Source organism: Paenibacillus sp. J31P190 (genome assembly GCF_059692075.1).
Map to the genome: position 1 here is coordinate 145,099 of NZ_JCAUAS010000006.1, position 16,815 is coordinate 161,913.

General features: G+C 42.3%; 16 protein-coding genes. All 16 read right to left on the reverse strand.

Annotated elements, in window-relative coordinates:
* Positions 1-4 precede the first annotated feature (4 nt).
* Positions 5-1,330 (reverse strand): flagellar protein export ATPase FliI, encoded by a 1,326-nt coding sequence (fliI, locus tag AC58U0_RS14130; protein ID WP_171688263.1) that lies wholly within the window; start codon positions 1,328-1,330, stop codon positions 5-7.
* Complete coding sequence (locus AC58U0_RS14135) at positions 1,327-2,160, reverse strand: FliH/SctL family protein (protein WP_497379605.1); 834 nt, start codon at positions 2,158-2,160, stop codon at positions 1,327-1,329. The genes fliI and AC58U0_RS14135 overlap by 4 nt, the downstream gene beginning before the upstream one ends.
* Positions 2,153-3,169, reverse strand: coding sequence for a flagellar motor switch protein FliG (fliG, locus tag AC58U0_RS14140; RefSeq protein ID WP_497379606.1), 1,017 nt, complete (start codon positions 3,167-3,169; stop codon positions 2,153-2,155). The genes AC58U0_RS14135 and fliG overlap by 8 nt, the downstream gene beginning before the upstream one ends.
* 12 nt (positions 3,170-3,181) lie before the next feature.
* Positions 3,182-4,765: a flagellar basal-body MS-ring/collar protein FliF gene (fliF, locus tag AC58U0_RS14145; RefSeq protein WP_497379607.1), complete on the reverse strand. Its 1,584-nt coding sequence runs from the start codon at positions 4,763-4,765 to the stop codon at positions 3,182-3,184.
* A 43-nt stretch (positions 4,766-4,808) separates the two neighbouring features.
* Positions 4,809-5,081, reverse strand: a complete 273-nt coding sequence (gene fliE, locus AC58U0_RS14150; RefSeq protein ID WP_497379719.1) for a flagellar hook-basal body complex protein FliE — start codon at positions 5,079-5,081, stop codon at positions 4,809-4,811.
* A 56-nt stretch (positions 5,082-5,137) separates the two neighbouring features.
* Entirely contained in the window at positions 5,138-5,587 is a 450-nt protein-coding gene (flgC, locus tag AC58U0_RS14155) for a flagellar basal body rod protein FlgC (RefSeq protein WP_497379608.1), read from the reverse strand.
* 6 nt (positions 5,588-5,593) lie between these two features.
* Positions 5,594-6,001: a flagellar basal body rod protein FlgB gene (gene flgB, locus AC58U0_RS14160; RefSeq protein WP_047672811.1), complete on the reverse strand. Its 408-nt coding sequence runs from the start codon at positions 5,999-6,001 to the stop codon at positions 5,594-5,596.
* A 222-nt stretch (positions 6,002-6,223) separates the two neighbouring features.
* On the reverse strand, positions 6,224-7,009 hold the full coding sequence (gene codY / locus AC58U0_RS14165; protein WP_497379609.1) for a GTP-sensing pleiotropic transcriptional regulator CodY: 786 nt from the start codon (positions 7,007-7,009) through the stop codon (positions 6,224-6,226).
* A gap of 41 nt (positions 7,010-7,050) precedes the next feature.
* Positions 7,051-8,448: an ATP-dependent protease ATPase subunit HslU gene (gene hslU / locus AC58U0_RS14170; RefSeq protein WP_497379610.1), complete on the reverse strand. Its 1,398-nt coding sequence runs from the start codon at positions 8,446-8,448 to the stop codon at positions 7,051-7,053.
* Between the two features lie 107 nt (positions 8,449-8,555).
* Entirely contained in the window at positions 8,556-9,110 is a 555-nt protein-coding gene (gene hslV / locus AC58U0_RS14175; RefSeq protein WP_047672807.1) for an ATP-dependent protease subunit HslV, read from the reverse strand.
* A 195-nt stretch (positions 9,111-9,305) separates the two neighbouring features.
* A complete protein-coding gene (gene trmFO, locus AC58U0_RS14180; RefSeq protein ID WP_057301567.1) occupies positions 9,306-10,622 on the reverse strand; it encodes an FADH(2)-oxidizing methylenetetrahydrofolate--tRNA-(uracil(54)-C(5))-methyltransferase TrmFO in 1,317 nt (438 codons plus the stop codon).
* Between the two features lie 12 nt (positions 10,623-10,634).
* Entirely contained in the window at positions 10,635-12,737 is a 2,103-nt protein-coding gene (gene topA / locus AC58U0_RS14185) for a type I DNA topoisomerase (protein WP_497379611.1), read from the reverse strand.
* 69 nt (positions 12,738-12,806) lie between these two features.
* Positions 12,807-13,898: a DNA-processing protein DprA gene (gene dprA / locus AC58U0_RS14190; protein ID WP_497379612.1), complete on the reverse strand. Its 1,092-nt coding sequence runs from the start codon at positions 13,896-13,898 to the stop codon at positions 12,807-12,809.
* A gap of 115 nt (positions 13,899-14,013) precedes the next feature.
* Positions 14,014-14,946: a succinate--CoA ligase subunit alpha gene (sucD, locus tag AC58U0_RS14195; protein ID WP_029195344.1), complete on the reverse strand. Its 933-nt coding sequence runs from the start codon at positions 14,944-14,946 to the stop codon at positions 14,014-14,016.
* A gap of 51 nt (positions 14,947-14,997) precedes the next feature.
* Entirely contained in the window at positions 14,998-16,158 is a 1,161-nt protein-coding gene (gene sucC / locus AC58U0_RS14200; protein WP_060645134.1) for an ADP-forming succinate--CoA ligase subunit beta, read from the reverse strand.
* A 284-nt stretch (positions 16,159-16,442) separates the two neighbouring features.
* Positions 16,443-16,700 (reverse strand): hypothetical protein, encoded by a 258-nt coding sequence (locus AC58U0_RS14205; protein WP_497379613.1) that lies wholly within the window; start codon positions 16,698-16,700, stop codon positions 16,443-16,445.
* Positions 16,701-16,815 lie beyond the last annotated feature (115 nt).

Genomic DNA, 16,815 nt, shown 5'->3' on the forward strand with positions numbered 1-16,815 from the left:
AGCCTCATCCCTTATAAAATTCATGAATCAAACGTTCTTGAGCTTCTTCAAATGTTAACTTTTCAGACGTTTTTTGCTTCGTGAAATCCCATATTGCCTCGATATTATCCATAGCGATATCAATATTTGGGTTAGAACCTTTTTGGTATGCCCCTATATTGATAAGATCTTCCGAATCTTTATATATAGAAAGAAGTCGCTTCAATTGATCAGCTGCTTCCATGTGTTCAGTAGGAACAATTTCTTTCATGACTCGGCTTACACTGGATAAAACATCGATGGCTGGGTAATGACCCTTATTAGCAATGCTGCGATTAAGTACAATATGACCATCCAAAATACCTCGCACAGCATCAGCGATAGGCTCATTCATGTCGTCCCCATCTACAAGTACAGTATAAAAAGCGGTAATGGAGCCCTTTGGTCCCGTACCTGAACGCTCTAGAAGCCGCGGAAGCATTGCAAAAACCGAAGGCGTATAACCGCGTGTGGCTGGAGGTTCTCCAACGGCAAGCCCGACTTCACGCTGCGCCATAGCAAAGCGAGTGACTGAATCCATCATCATCATGACATTTAAGCCGCGATCTCGAAAATACTCAGCAATGCTAGTTGCAATCATCGCACCTTTGATTCTAATCAAAGCGGGTTGATCTGAAGTTGCAACAATCACAACGGATCTAGCAAGTCCTTCAGGACCTAAATCTCTTTCAATAAAGTCTAGAACCTCTCTACCACGCTCGCCAATAAGAGCAATTACGTTGACATCAGCGGATGTATTACGTGCAATCATCCCCATCAACGTACTTTTACCTACACCAGAACCTGCGAAAATACCGACACGCTGTCCCTTGCCAATTGTTAATAATCCATCTATACAGCGAACACCAACCGAAATTGGATTCAGAACACGTGGACGTGTAAGCGGGTTCCCGGGCACATTATTCGTTGAATATTGCGCCATTCTAGACGGGAGGAATGAACCATCTAAGGGTTGTCCCAAACCGTCTAAAACTTTACCAAGCAGCTCATGGCCAACTTGGACAGTAAGCGGCTTTCCGGTACCTACGACATCGCATCCAGGACCAATTGCATCCAAATCACCGAGTGGCATCAGAACTACTTTGTTGCTGCGAAATCCAACGACTTCAGCTTTTAGCGGCTTGTTTGACTTGTGCGGATATATGTAGCAAAGATCGCCAATGCTCACATCAGGACCTTCTGACTCAACTGTCAGCCCAATTACCTGCGTTACTTTACCGTTCACTCGAATTGGATCAATCGTATGCAGATGCTCCTTGTATTTATCAGCATTTGGCAGCTTGCTGCTCATAACTCGGACACCTCACTTTGAGTTGCCAATTGTCTTAGCGCCGACTTAATCTCTTTTAACTGAGTGTCAATTCTGGCATCAATGCTTCCAAATGAGGAACGTATCACACAACCACGGTCTTGTACTGTAGAGTCCGGGATAATTTGTAATTCAGCTTGTGAATCAATGGAAGTTAGTAACTCTTCGCGTGCATCTTGGATATACGCAAACTGTGAAGGTGCTACACAAAGCGCGATAATTCCTTTTTCTCTTCTACGTGAAAGTACCATCTGAATTATTTCAATAACCCATTCTGGATTTAAAGTTAATTGGCGCCCAATCACTTTCTCAGCAATGGAAGTACTAAGTTCAATTAAGAAAGGTTCTGATTCTTGAATGATTTGCTGCTTAAGCTTGTAAGCTTGTTCCAAAATGGCTCGAGCCTCTGATAACATCTCACCGTGTTCTTGGCGGAGATTTTCTTCGGCTTGAACAATCCCTTGTTCGTAACCCTCATCAAATCCTGATTGTCTGGAAAGCGCGATGTGCTCTTCATCTTCAGCACGGCGGCTCTCCCACCAACTCGTTATTTCTGCGTGAGTTTGTTCTCGAAGCGCTGCGCACTCCTGCATAGCCTGGTCGATTTGTTCGTGGGCAAAAGCCTCAGCATCCTGAAGGATCTGCTCCTTCATACTTGTAGCTTCTGTCAGTTCTTGCTGCTGTTCAGGAGTCAATTGATTTGCATCATCTGTTAACATACCAGCACGTAATAATTCAAGTGGTGAAATCGTTTCTACTATTTTCTTATCATCTAACGGAAAATAAGCAAATGATTTAATGACATTAGACAATAATATCATCTCCTCCACCACGTGCGATGATGATTTCACCAGATTCTTCTAAGCGGCGAATCGTTGCAACAATCCGGGTTTGAGCTTCTTCAACATCACGTAAACGTACGGGTCCCATAAATTCCATTTCTTCCTTAAAGGTATCCGCCATACGTTTGGACATATTCTTGAACAAGGCATCGCGAACTTCTTCGCTTGCAACTTTAAGGGCAAGCTGTAAATCCGCATTCTCAATGTCGCGAATAATTCGTTGAATGGAACGATTGTCGATATTGACGATATCTTCGAAGACAAACATCCGTTTCTTAATTTCTTCCGCAAGTTCCGGATCCTGAATTTCGAGAGAATCGAGAATAGTACGCTCTGTACCCCGATCGACACCATTCAGAATTTGAACGATGGAAGCAATACCACCTGCATTTGTGTAATCCTGAGTCACAGTTGACGATAGTTTTTGTTCAAGAACGCGTTCAACCTGGCTAATGACTTCAGGTGAGGTACTATCCATGAGTGCAATACGCTTAGCAACATCAGCTTGCTTTTCCTGTGGTAGTGATGACAAGATGATCGAAGCTTGATCTGCTTGCAAATACGACAATACCAAAGCGATTGTCTGAGAATTCTCATTTTGAATGAAGTTAAGGATTTGTGCAGGATCTGCTTTTCTTGCAAAATCAAAAGGTCTCACTTGCAGAGTTGCTGTCAACCTATTGATGATATCAAGCGCTTTTTGTGATCCCAATGCCTTTTCCAAAATATCCTTGGCGTAAGCAATACCACCTTGAGAAATAAACTCTTGAGCTAAACAGATTTGATGAAATTCAGATAAAATAGATTCTTTTTCATAAGAATCTACTTTTCTAACATTCGCAATCTCTAGCGTTAACTGCTCGATTTCTTCTTCTCGCAAATGCTTAAATATTTGAGCAGACACCTCAGGGCCTAAACTGATCAAAAGAATGGCTGCCTTTTGTCGTCCGGTTAACCCTTGCAGAGCAGCTTTGGCCATACAAGTGCACCTCTATTCGTCTACTAACCAAGTACGAAGCAAATTAACAAAGTCCTCTGGTCGCTTTTTGGCAAGAGTCTCTAACTGCTTGCGTACTTGATTGTCATTAGTAACATTTTCGATATCAATCGTTGGAAGCTCTGCTTTACCTGCCGCTATATTCATTTCTTGTTCCAATTGTTGCTGCGCAGCTTTTCTTCGTTTTCTAATTGCGAACCCTGCAATTAATCCAATTGCAAGCGCCGCTAGAGCTAAACCTGCATACGTTAAGTACGTTGTTGTTTTCGATGCGAGTGTGTCCGCTGGTCTTGCAAAAGAATGTGCGAATACCGTAACTTTTTTCTGTAAATCTGCGTCTGTATATGTAACCTTATTATCGGCTAATGCAGTTCTTACGATGTTTACTAGTGCACTTTGCACTGCAGCCTTGGTCTCAGCTGTCAATGAGTTGGGATCATCTTTAATCGGAGGCTCAATCCCCACATTAATACTTAAGTCTTTTACAACATAAGGCGTAGAAATAATATCGTTCGTAATTCGGTTGACTTCATAATTGACAGTCTTATTATTTTTTTCTGAATTAGACTTGCCTGAGCTGGCAGCCCCCGGATAGCCTGGAACATCTGTAGTACCTGTACCAGGTACACCGCCTGTATCAGCACCATTGTTCTGATACGATTCACTTGCTTCCTGCAGGGAAATCTCCAACCCTTTTTGATCCACCTGATTCGGAGCGCTGACAAGCTGCTCTTTGCTTTTCTTTTGGTCAAAATTCATTGTTGAGAATACACTTACATTCACTTTGTCACGGCCAAACATCGTACCCAGCATCGTATTGATATTCTTCTGTAAATCATTTCGGAACTGGTTATTAATATCCGCTTGACTAGTGACTAAACTCGTGGATGACGTACCGCCCACCTTCGAAGATACAAGACTCTGTCCATACTGGTCTGAGATCGTAATATTCTCTAGTGGGAGATTTTTAACACTGTGCGATACTAAATTATAAATCGTATCAACCTTTGCTTGATCTAAGGTATAGCCCTGCTTCGTTTGCACGACTACAGATGCCGTTGCTTTTTCTTGCTGTTGCTGTAAGAAAGGTCCTTCTTCTGGAAGAGAGATGAGAACTTTGGAACTGGCGATTGCTTGATTAGCGTTAATCAACTGTTGAAGCTCGCCTTGTATTGCGTTCAAGTATTTCACTTTGAATTCGTTGTCTGTAATGCCAAATGAACTGCTGTTGCTAAACGCACCAAAGCCTAAAGAGCCGTTTTTATTTAAACCTTGGGACTCAACACCAAGCTTTACATTTGCTACTTCGCTTGTTGGTACTTCGATACTTTTACCATCAGCACTAAGATGATACGGTATCTTTGCGGTATCTAGATAGGACTTGATGGCTGAAGCATCACTTGGCTGCAATTCCGTAAATGCGAGTGAATACTCCGTTTTTGATAAATTAATACTTATAATTGCAGCAGTAAGAATCAGTAGGACAACCGTTGCTATAAAAGTGATTTTGGTAGTTCTACTATAACGATTCCAATATTGCTTCACCTTTTCCCAGTACTGGAGCAGGTTCTCGTTCACTCTGTCACCTCATCGAACCAAAATTTAGCAGCATCTAAGTCAATCACAGCTGCATTCTCATCATTTCTTGGTAAGCTTCAAGGACTTTGTTTCTGACTTGTACAGTCAACTCAAGTCCAAGCGATGCTTTCTCAGAAGCTATTGTCAGTTGATGAACATCGGAAAGCTCACCTTTGATGAAACTCTGATTCAAGTTGTCCACTTGCTGTTGTTGCGTGTTTAAGTTTGATATGGCGTCATTCAGGAACGAACCGAATCTTTTACCAAGATCAGCAGCCCCTTCACCGGAGTTATCCTTTGGTTGAATGGAACTCATGATGTTTAGTGGACTGTAACTTATTTTGTCAATCATGATGCAACCTCCTGTACTGGTTATCTACCAATCTCCAAAGCTTTGGTTATCATTGATTTACTTGCATTAAGGGCGGTTACGTTCGCTTCATAAGATCTAGTCGCAGAGATCATATCGACCATTTCTTTAAGCACATCGACATTGGGCATATAAACGAATCCATTCGCATCCGCATCTGGATGAGTTGGGTTATATACTTGCTTCAAAGGTGACTTATCTTCAAAAATTTTATTCACCCGCACACCTTCACCAGTACCATCGGCCATAGCTGATTTAAGCGACTGTGCAAAGCTTGGCTGCGACTTCGTTTCAAAAGCAACTAACTTCCTTGTATAGGGAACCCATTTCCCATCTATGAACTTAGCACGTGTTGTATCCGCATTCGCTATATTAGAAGAGACAACATCCATTCTTAATCGCTGAGCAGTCAGTGCCGAAGAGCTGATGTCAAATCCATTGGTTAACCTCATTGGTTATTACTTCCCTCCTAAGACTGTGCGCATTTTTTTGAATTCGCTATTCATTTGTTGAATCATTGCATTGTATTTAAGTTGGTTTTTGGCCATTAACGACATTTCGTAATCCATATCGACATTGTTCATATTGTTGTTAATCGCTGTCGATTCATCTGTTTTTATTTCTGAATTTGGCAGATTTGTGGATTTTCCTATTAAGAAATGCCTAGGGTCTGTCCGATAACCTTCTATAGAGGGTGTTGATGAATTCATCTGACCTTGTAAAAGTTCTTCGAACACGACATCCGAACGCTTAAAGAAGGGTGTATCCGCATTGGCTACGTTGTTTGCTACAACCTTTTGTCTTAGAGTCGATGCATCCAGCGATCGCTCCATCAAGTTCCAACTTGGTTTGTCTATCAAAGACATTATGTTACCCCCGTCTATAGAATATTCGACTTATACTTCAACATTGTATTTATCGATTCCTTCTTATTTCGACATTATTTTCATAAAATAATTTGAAATGGTCCTTATTGTAGAAATATGTAAAACATTCGGTAACCTTTCCTATCATCTAAGAAATTACGATAACTTACAATAAGAAAAAAGCCCTATCTTTTACAAGACAGGGCTTTTCTATGTGTTTATCTAGAGTTTCGTTTTTAATTGCTCGATACTTTGTATTAATTGCTCATTTAAAATACGGATATAAGTGCCCTTCATACCAAGCGAACGAGTTTCAATAACTCCGGCACTTTCAAGTTTGCGAAGTGCGTTAACAATAACAGAACGAGTAATGCCTACCCGATCAGCAATTTTACTCGCTACCAATAGACCTTCCTTACCATCTAATTCTTCAAAAATGTGTTCCACAGCTTCCATTTCACTGAAAGATAAGGAACCTATCGCAACTTGAACGACAGCTTTACTTCTAGCTTCTTCCTCAATTTCTTCCGCACGTTCTCTTAATATTTCCATTGCAATAACGGTAGATCCATATTCAGCCAGAACTAAATCATCATCAATGAAAGTTCCTTCACTGCGACTTAATATGAGCGTTCCCAAACGATAGCCCCCGCCAATAATTGGCACTAAAGTTGTATGCGTGTATGGAAACATGTCTTTCATTTGCTCCGTGTAATAGAAATACGGACTGTCTGGTTCTGCTGTTGATGATGTTTCCTCAATCTTCAGAAGCAGATTGTTCGACTCCAACGGAAACCTGAGTTCAATTAATATGGTCTGATTCATTTCCGGTGAAACAGGATCATTCGTTACTGCATAACCTAAAATTTTGCCTTTGCGGCTGACGACGTAGATATTCGCAATAACAATATCACGCAGCACTTCGGCCATATCCATAAAGCTAACTGCGTTGCCAGCTTCTTTTTGCAGCAAGCGATTTAGCCTTCTTGTTTTATTTAATAAACTCATTTAACTGCCTCCTACTTACTTAACCATGCGATAGTTCTTTATTATAAGATATATTGACTTAAATCTCGGTTTTGTACAATATCACTGAGTTTCTCACGAACATATTCCGGGTTAATAACAATGGACTCCAATGTAATCTCAGGCGCTTCGAAGGATAAATCCTCCAGCAATTTTTCTAAAATGGTGTGTAATCGCCGAGCACCAATATTCTCAGTATTCTGATTAACTTCAACCGCGATACGAGCAATTTCATAAATAGCTTCGTCCGCAAACTCAACCGTTATACCTTCCGTTTGCAACAATGCTGTATATTGTTTTGTTAAAGCATTTTTGGGTTCTTTTAAAATAGAAACAAAGTCTTCCAAGGTCAAGTTACTTAATTCCACTCGAATTGGAAACCTTCCCTGAAGCTCTGGAATTAAATCAGAAGGCTTAGCAATATGGAAAGCACCTGCACCAATAAATAAGACATAATCCGTCTTCACGGGCCCATATTTAGTTACAACCGTAGATCCCTCTACAATCGGTAAAATGTCTCGCTGAACACCTTCCCGAGAGATGTCGGGTCCGCTTCCGCCGCGGCTATTACTAGCGATCTTATCGATTTCATCAATAAAAATAATACCCGATTGTTCCGCGCGAGTTATAGATTCCTGGATCACTTCATCCATGTCAATCAATCTTTGCGCTTCTTCTTGAGCTAACACTTTCCTTGCTTCCTTAACAAGCAGCTTACGTTTCTTCATTTTCTTCGGGAGAAGATTGCCGAACATCTCCTGCATATTCATGCCAGCTTGTTCATTGCCCTGACCAGCCAGCATATCCATCATCGATGGCGAAGAGTCTTCCACTTCGATTTCTACAACTTCATTCTCTAATTTACCATTAGTCAATTGCTCAGCGATTTGAGCCCTTTTTGCGGCAAGTGAAGGGTCTGGAGCACTTTCTTCTTGATCCGGTTGGTTCTGCCCACCAAATAGCATCTCAAGAGGATTACGCTGTGTTTTGGAACGCGCAGGACTTGGCGCCAGCAAGTTAACTAGACGCTCGTTAGCGAGCTTCTCCGCTCGGTCTTTCACCTTTTCCATCCGCTCAGCCTTAACCATACGAACGGAAGTTTCGATCAAATCACGTACCATTGACTCCACATCGCGACCAACATAGCCGACTTCTGTGAATTTGGTGGCCTCTATCTTAATGAATGGTGCGCCAACCAACTTAGCTAGTCTGCGCGCAATTTCAGTCTTTCCAACGCCGGTAGGCCCGATCATGAGTATATTCTTCGGAACAATTTCATCCCGCATAGCCTCATCTACGAGATTTCTCCGATAACGGTTTCGCAGAGCAATAGCAACTGATTTCTTCGCTTTTTTCTGACCTACTATGTATCGATCCAATTCTTGGACAATTTGTTTAGGTGTAAGGGAGCTGTTTGCCATTTTGTACCCTCCTAAAAGTTTTGCTTTAGCAAAACTAACATCGTAAGCGTAAACTGAGTTTTCCGTAGGAAAACTTGCATCGTAAGCATTAACTTTTCAATCGTTAACTATTCAATTTCTTCCACAATAATATTATGATTCGTAAACACACATATTTCAGCTGCAGTTGTTAGGGCAGCATGGGCTATTTCCTTTGCACTTAGCGACGACGCATGGCGATGCAACGCTCTTCCAGCAGCTAATGCAAAGCTGCCACCAGACCCAATAGCCAAAATACCGTCATCAGGCTCAATAACTTCACCATTTCCCGAGAGCAACAGTAAACCAGTTGAATCCATAACGATCATCATGGCTTCAAGCCGTCGCAGGACGCGATCCTGACGCCAGTCTTTCGTAAGTTCTACCGCAGCACGCTGCAAATTACCATGGTGCTCTTCTAGCTTGCCTTCGAATTTCTCAAAAAGTGTAATCGCATCGGCAACAGAACCAGCAAAACCAGCGATGACTTTCCCTCTATGTAAACGCCGAACTTTTTTGGCCGTGCTTTTCATAATCATGCTGTTGCCAAATGTCACTTGCCCATCTCCAGCAATAGCTCCCTTACCTTGATGACGAATGGCAAAGATTGTTGTCGCATGAAACGTAGCTTGATTAGGATCCATCTCTTCTCACCTCTCAAATGGAATCATACACCATGAAAGTTACTCTATACGTTGGTTTCGGTCTCATAAATGAGATAAACCTCTAGCGAGGTCAATTCGAGAAATGACCGCATCTAGAGGTAAATGTATGAGGAAACGAATGAAAAATGCTACAAAACATAATTATAGTAACATAGCAAAGAGTCCAATTACAACCTACTCCGCAAATGTTTTCTTAAAATTCTGAATACTCTCTAAAGCTCGATTAGCCAGCTTCTCGTATTTCTCTTTTTTGTTACGAATTCGTTCGGGTAATTGTGGAAGCAAACCAAAATTAGCATTCATCGGCTGAAAATGTTTAAAGTCAGCTGTCGTGATGTAATGTGCCATACTCCCAAGAGTCGTTTCCTCCGGAACAACCAAACAAGGCTGCCCTTTAGCTAAACGCCCCGCATTCATTCCTGCTATCAGACCGGAAGCCGCAGATTCCACATATCCTTCTACACCCGTCATTTGACCTGCAAAAAACAGATTTTCACGACGTTTAAATTGATAAGTAGGTTCAAGAAGCTTCGGAGAGTTAATAAACGTGTTACGATGCATAACACCATAGCGTACGAACTCCGCTTGCTCTAACCCTGGAATCAAAGATAATACCCGTTTCTGCTCTCCCCATTTCAAATGGGTTTGGAAGCCGACTAAGTTATACAAGGTTCCCGCTGCATTATCTTGACGGAGTTGAACGACAGCATGCGGCATCTTACCTGTATGTGGGTTTATTAAACCGACTGGTTTCATTGGCCCGAACAGTACCGTTTGTCTACCGCGTTTCGCCATGACTTCTAAGGGCATACACCCTTCGAAATAAATTTCTTTCTCGAATTCCTTCAGCTCAGCAACCTCTGCAGTTATTAAAGCTTCATAGAAAACATTAAACTCTTCTTCTGTCATAGGACAGTTAAGGTAAGCTGCTTCTCCTTTGTCATAACGGGAAGCCAAATACACCTTATTCATATCAATGGAGTCCTTCTCCACGATCGGAGCTGCTGCATCATAAAAGTACAAGTACTCCTCGCCCATAAGCTCTTTGAGGCCAGCAGAAAGTGCTGGTGATGTCAATGGACCTGATGCAACGACTGTTATGCCTTCAGGCAAGGTTTGAACTTCCTCATTGCGAACTTCTATGAGCGGATGGTTGCGAAGCGTCGTTGTAACTGCTTGAGAGAACCCATCGCGGTCAACAGCTAACGCGCCTCCTGCCGGTACAGCATGCTCATCTGCACAAGATAGAATGAGCGAATCCATTCGTCTCATTTCTTCTTTCAGTACTCCGACAGCGTTGGTAAGACCATTCGAACGTAGTGAGTTACTACAGACTAGTTCAGCAAATTGATCTGTTATATGTGCTGGAGTTTTACGGACATTACGCATTTCGTATAAAGTAACAGGCACACCCTGACGAGCAATTTGCCAGGCGGCTTCACTTCCAGCCAATCCTGCACCGATGACTGTTACTCTTTGATATTCTGGCAAAATCAGACACCTCTAATCTTTCATATCATCTGAATTATCGTCACTAACTTCTTCTTTATGATCACACACGGTACATTGAATATTCACGCCATTCTTGCTTCTTTTCTCGATCATCATCGAGCTGCATACAGGACATGGCTTATTGACCGGTTTATCCCATGAGACAAAGTCACAGGTTGGATACTGATCGCAACCATAGAAAACTCGCCCCTTTTTGCTCCTGCGTTCGACAATTTTCCCAGTGTGACAAGTAGGACAAGTAACACCAATATCTTTAATGATCGGTTTCGTATTGCGACAATCAGGGAATCCTGAACATGCCAGAAACTTACCGAAACGCCCCATTTTATAAACAAGATGTTTACCGCATTTCTCGCAAATCTCATCCGAAATTTCATCCTGGATTTCGATTTCCTTCATTTCCTCTTCAGCGAAAATTAGCCGCTTTTCAAAGGAGGTGTAGAATGTATCCAGAACTCGAACCCAGTCCTCTTTTCCCTCTTCGACAAAGTCTAGCTCCTCTTCCATATGAGCCGTGAACTCGATATCGAGAATTTCAGGAAAAAACTCCTGCATCAATTGAATAACTAATTCACCAAGCTCCGTAGGTACGAATTTCTTCTCTTCGATTGCAACATAGCCACGTTTCTGAATCGTCTCAAGAGTCGGTGCATACGTACTCGGACGACCAATGCCCATTTCCTCTAAAGCCCTAACTAAACGCGCTTCTGTATACCTTGGAGGCGGTTGAGTAAAGTGCTGCTTCGGATCCACGCTTTGCTTTTGCAAAGAATCACCCTTAGTCAGAGGCGGCAGCAATTTGTCCTCTTCTGTCGTTCCGTCATCATTGCTCTCGACATAAACTTTCATAAATCCTGCAAACTTCATCTTAGATCCATTCGCTCTAAATACAGTTTCTCCAGCAGTTAAATCAATGGTCATTGTATCCAAGACGGCTGAAGCCATTTGACTAGCTACGAAACGATCCCATACCAGCTTGTACAGACGATATTGATCTTTACTTAAAAATGCCTTCATTTGATCAGGTTCTCGAAGCACAGATGTAGGCCGAATACCTTCATGCGCGTCTTGGGCATTCGCATTTTTCTTCGTGTATTGGCGCGGTGTCTCTGGGTAGAAGGCTGGGCCATATTTATTAAAGATAAAATCTTTGGCTTCCTCTTGGGCAACCGGCGAAATACGGGTTGAATCGGTACGCATATAGGTAATCAAACCAACCGTACCTTCTTTTCCTAAATCTATTCCTTCATATAATTGCTGTGCGACAGACATTGTCTTTGATGCACGGAAATTAAGTTTTCTCGCCGCTTCCTGCTGCATAGAGCTTGTAATGAAAGGAGGAGAAGGATTACGCTGACGTTCTTTCTCTTTCACTTCTTTCACTGTAAAAGCATCACTGCCCATCGCGGTTAAAATCAGATCGACATCCTCTTGCGAATGCAGTTCCTTTTTCTCACCGTTAATGCTGTGATACTTTGCTTCGAACACGGTTTTACCAGCGTCCAAGACAACGGTAATCGACCAATATTCTTCTGGTTCGAAGGCTTTGATCTCATTCTCTCTGTCTTGTATCAATTTAACTGCTACCGACTGTACACGCCCTGCAGATAATCCCTTTTTTACTTTTTTCCAAAGTAAAGGACTGATTTTATAACCAACAAGTCGATCCAAAATGCGCCGAGCTTGCTGAGCGTTAACGAGATCTTGATTAATTCGACGCGGTGTTTTGAAGGCATCCTTTACTGCATCCTTCGTTATTTCGTTAAATACAACACGGCAGAGCTCTTCGGGACCTACATCCAAATAATGAGCTAAGTGCCAGGCAATCGCTTCACCCTCACGATCCGGATCCGCCGCCAGATATATTTTTTTTACTTTTTTACTCGCGTCTTTTAATTCTTTAAGTATAGAACCTTTACCGCGGATTGTTATGTATTTAGGCTCAAAGTTACGATCCACTTCTACGCCAATTTGGCTTTTCGGAAGGTCGCGAATATGACCCATCGAGGCTTTTACGATAAATTTACTTCCCAAATATTTGCCAATGGTTTTGGCTTTTGCTGGTGACTCAACTATGACTAAAGAATCCGCCATGGATCGTCCTTCCTCCCCTCTTGGTTTCAAGGTAAAGTCTATTGGCGAGAAGAAAAGCTTCGTATTAGCCTATGCTAGTATGTAAGTAGAACCCGGAAGCTGTTTAATCGCCTTTTTCATTACCAAAGATAACAGAACTGCATGCAAATGTCCAAACGTAAATTGACTGTCCTCCAACAAAGCATCAATGGAGACGGGCTCATTCGACAACTTTCGAACGATTTCGCCCTCCTCATCTGTAAGCGAAAATGTCGGCAAAGGCTTCTTCATGGCCCCCTGGTCTTCAGCGCTTAACATATGTTTATAATCTTCTACAATCTCCTCAACACGGGTAACCAGTTTAGCACCATCCTTTAGAAGCTTGTGGACACCACTACTTTGATTTGAGTCAATAGGACCAGGAACGGCGAATACATCTCTTGATTCATCCACCGCAAACTCAACTGTAATCAGTGATCCGCTATCTTCTGCTGCTTCCACAACCATAACTCCTAATGTCAATCCTGCTATGATACGATTCCTCTGCGGAAACATACCTGGTCTCATGCCCGTGCCAATGGGATATTCAGAAATGATGGCACCCTCTTGTTCTATATTTCGATATAATAATGCATTCTCACGCGGATAAATTTGATTAATCGCACATCCAAGAACAGCTACCGTTTTGGATTTACCTTGCAATGCGCCAATATGAGCCTTGCTGTCAATCCCTCTAGCCAATCCGCTTACGATACCGAATCCTGCTCTTGAAAGGGCAGCTGCCCATTCCTCAGCAATCTTCTTTCCATAAAGCGTAGGGGTACGTGTTCCTACTATACCAAGGAGACGCCCATTCAATAATGAGACATTTCCTTTTACATATAACACCCAGGGAGGCTGCGCAATTTCTTTTAGAATCGAAGGGTAGTCCTCATCCAAAAGCGTGAGAATTTGAATGGATTGCTTCTTATATAATTGTAGCTTTTGCTCAATAAAAGCCGGTGTAAAACGCGTGGCAATTTGTTCAGCAATGGAAGTCCGTATACCTTTAGAGGCAATTGCTGCAGCTGAAAGCTCAAACAACACATGCAGATCAGGAAAGCGACTTAGAAGCTGAAGAATGGTTTTCCAACCAACGCCCTCGAGCTCGTGAAGGCCAAACAAAATGAAACGATTATCCATAAGTATATACACTCCCTTCTCGAATAACAAATAATTGCAAAGCCAAGAAAAACAAAAAACCTCCCAAATCCCTGAATCAGGGAGATGGAAGGTTGCTTACCTTCGTTAGAAGAAACTATTTTTTTGTGATGACTTTATCCAACATGCCTTTTTCTTCAAGCACGCTTACAAGTGTGGAACCCATTTCGGATGGTGTTGCCGCTACGCGGATACCACATCTTTCCATAGTTGCAACTTTCTCAGCTGCTGTTCCTTTACCACCGGAAATAATTGCGCCCGCATGACCCATACGTTTTCCTGGAGGAGCTGTTTTACCACCGATAAAGCCTACAACTGGCTTCGTCATGTTCGCAGCAACCCATTCAGCCGCTTCTTCTTCTGCCGTACCGCCGATTTCACCAATCATGATGACAGCATACGTATCAGGATCATCGTTAAAACGTTTAAGGATATCGATGAACTCGGAGCCTTTAACAGGGTCTCCACCGATACCTACAGCAGAGGATTGTCCAATGCCGCGCGTTGTCAATTGGTGAACTGCCTCGTAAGTTAATGTCCCGGAACGGGAAACTACACCTACGTGACCTGGCGTATGAATGTAACCCGGCATAATACCGATTTTGCACTCGCCTGGTGTAATTACTCCCGGACAGTTAGGCCCGATTAGAACGGTTTTCTTGCCTTCCAGGTAACGTTTCACGTTAACCATATCAAGAACAGGAATACCTTCTGTGATACAGATAACCAGATCAAGTTCAGCCTCGATAGCTTCAATGATTGACTCTGCAGCAAAAGCTGGTGGTACATAGATAACGGATGCCGTAGCACCAGTTGCATTTTTAGCTTCGATAACGGTGTTGAAAACTGGAAGTTGAACAAGCTCACCGTTTTCCAATGTGATATCTACTTTTGTTCCGCCTTTACCTGGGGTTACGCCACCAACCATTTGTGTGCCGTATTCCAGACCGCCTTTGGTATGAAACAAACCCGTAGCGCCGGTAATCCCTTGAGTAATGACTTTTGTATGTTTGTTAACCAAAATACTCATGATCTTTTGTTCACATCCCCTATATTATTTGAAACCGCTCGGGTTTAATTATTATTTAACTAATGCAACGATTTTTTGTGCGCCATCTGCCATGGAGTCAGCAGCAACAATGTTCAAGCCGGATTCGTTAAGAATCTTTTTGCCAAGTTCAACGTTTGTTCCTTCAAGACGAACAACAAGCGGACGGGAAAGTCCAAGCTCTCTGGCAGCAGCTACTACACCTTCAGCAATTACATCACAACGCATAATGCCACCGAAGATGTTAACGAAAATCCCTTTAACTTGCTCATCGGACAAAATGATTTTGAAAGCTTCGGTTACTTTCTCTTTCGTAGCACCGCCCCCTACGTCTAGGAAGTTAGCTGGGTCTCCGCCGTAGTGCTTGATAATGTCCATAGTGGCCATAGCAAGTCCAGCACCGTTAACCATACAACCGATATTACCATCAAGAGCAATGTAGCTCAGGTCAAATTTAGAAGCTTGAATTTCTTTCGCATCTTCTTCTTCAAGATCACGAAGTTCAACGATATCTTTGTGACGGAAAAGAGCGTTGGAATCAAAGTTCAATTTAGCATCAAGAGCCATAACGTCGCCAGAACCAGTAACAACTAGTGGGTTGATTTCGGCAATGGACGCGTCTTTCTCTACGAATGCTTTATAAAGAGCTAGCATGAATTTAACCGCTTTGTTAACAAGCTCGTTAGGAATGTTGATGGAGTAAGCAAGTCTGCGGGCTTGGAAAGCTTGTAGACCAATCGCAGGATCCACAACTTCTTTGAAGATTTTCTCAGGAGAATGCTCAGCAACCTCTTCAATCTCCGTACCGCCCTCTTCAGATGCCATCAAAACGACGCTGCCTGTAGCACGGTCAACAACAACACCAACATAATATTCTTTCTTAATGTCACAGCCTTCTTCGATCAAAAGACGTTTAACTTCTTTGCCTTCAGGACCTGTTTGGTGAGTGACAAGAACTTTACCCAGAATTTCGCTAGCATATGTACGAACTTCATCGAGGCTTTTGGCTACCTTAACGCCGCCAGCTTTCCCGCGACCTCCGGCATGAATTTGCGCCTTAACTACAACGACGGATGTTCCGAGTTCTTTCGCTGCTTCAACAGCTTCGTCAACGGTAAAAGCAACTTTTCCGTTAGGAACGTTGACTCCGTACTGTCTCAGGACTTCTTTGCCTTGATACTCATGGATATTCATTTCCTAAAATCCTCCTATCAGTATGGACTTTCTAAACGTGCTATACATGGAAAAAGTGTAATTTCCTATTTGTGTAGTGCACGAAATAAATCTTGCTGCCGGAATTAGTATCACACTTCTTCACAAGCCCTAACCATTGTATCACTAATTTTCGACAGTTTCCTTATTTTTTTCGTTAATGCGTTCAAACTTTCCTTTCAGGCTGAAAAACTTTAGCTATCACTTTCAACATAAAAAAAGACGCATTTTCAATAAGCTGAAAAATACGTCTAGTTTCGACTTTTTTAATAGAGCGGCGTTGTTGGTGTATTCATCCGCGGTTCACGCTCCGCCTGTTTAATGAAGCGAAGCTCATTACCCGTGAAACTGCACACCAAGCATTGAATCGTAGGTTCTGGCTCTGGTATTGCGTTAGGATCCTTGAATTCCGTAATATTTCCTGATAAAGCATCCTTCAAAAACGACTGAGAGTAACTAGTGATTACACTGAACTTGATTCGATTAGAACGACAATTGGGACAAAAATACGGTTTCTCCTGCATATCATCACCTCTAGTTCCAGTATGTGCAAGCCGTGCATTTTTAAAACGTACGCGGTGATCATTTCCGGATTGCGTATTTTTACCATTATCGTATACAATTAGGATAAAGTATAAA

Bases quoted from the DNA above. Each gene is read 5' to 3' on its own strand.
- fliI (WP_171688263.1), bottom strand. From the start codon at position 1,330: ATGAGCAGCAAGCTGCCAAATGCTGATAAATACAAGGAGCATCTGCAT.
- fliG (WP_497379606.1), bottom strand. From the start codon at position 3,169: ATGGCCAAAGCTGCTCTGCAAGGGTTAACCGGACGACAAAAGGCAGCC.
- fliE (WP_497379719.1), bottom strand. From the start codon at position 5,081: ATGAGTTCCATTCAACCAAAGGATAACTCCGGTGAAGGGGCTGCTGAT.
- flgC (WP_497379608.1), bottom strand. From the start codon at position 5,587: ATGAGGTTAACCAATGGATTTGACATCAGCTCTTCGGCACTGACTGCT.
- flgB (WP_047672811.1), bottom strand. From the start codon at position 6,001: ATGTCTTTGATAGACAAACCAAGTTGGAACTTGATGGAGCGATCGCTG.
- codY (WP_497379609.1), bottom strand. From the start codon at position 7,009: ATGAGTTTATTAAATAAAACAAGAAGGCTAAATCGCTTGCTGCAAAAA.
- hslU (WP_497379610.1), bottom strand. From the start codon at position 8,448: ATGGCAAACAGCTCCCTTACACCTAAACAAATTGTCCAAGAATTGGAT.
- hslV (WP_047672807.1), bottom strand. From the start codon at position 9,110: ATGGATCCTAATCAAGCTACGTTTCATGCGACAACAATCTTTGCCATT.
- topA (WP_497379611.1), bottom strand. From the start codon at position 12,737: ATGGCGGATTCTTTAGTCATAGTTGAGTCACCAGCAAAAGCCAAAACC.
- dprA (WP_497379612.1), bottom strand. From the start codon at position 13,898: ATGGATAATCGTTTCATTTTGTTTGGCCTTCACGAGCTCGAGGGCGTT.
- sucD (WP_029195344.1), bottom strand. From the start codon at position 14,946: ATGAGTATTTTGGTTAACAAACATACAAAAGTCATTACTCAAGGGATT.
- sucC (WP_060645134.1), bottom strand. From the start codon at position 16,158: ATGAATATCCATGAGTATCAAGGCAAAGAAGTCCTGAGACAGTACGGA.
- AC58U0_RS14205 (WP_497379613.1), bottom strand. From the start codon at position 16,700: ATGCAGGAGAAACCGTATTTTTGTCCCAATTGTCGTTCTAATCGAATC.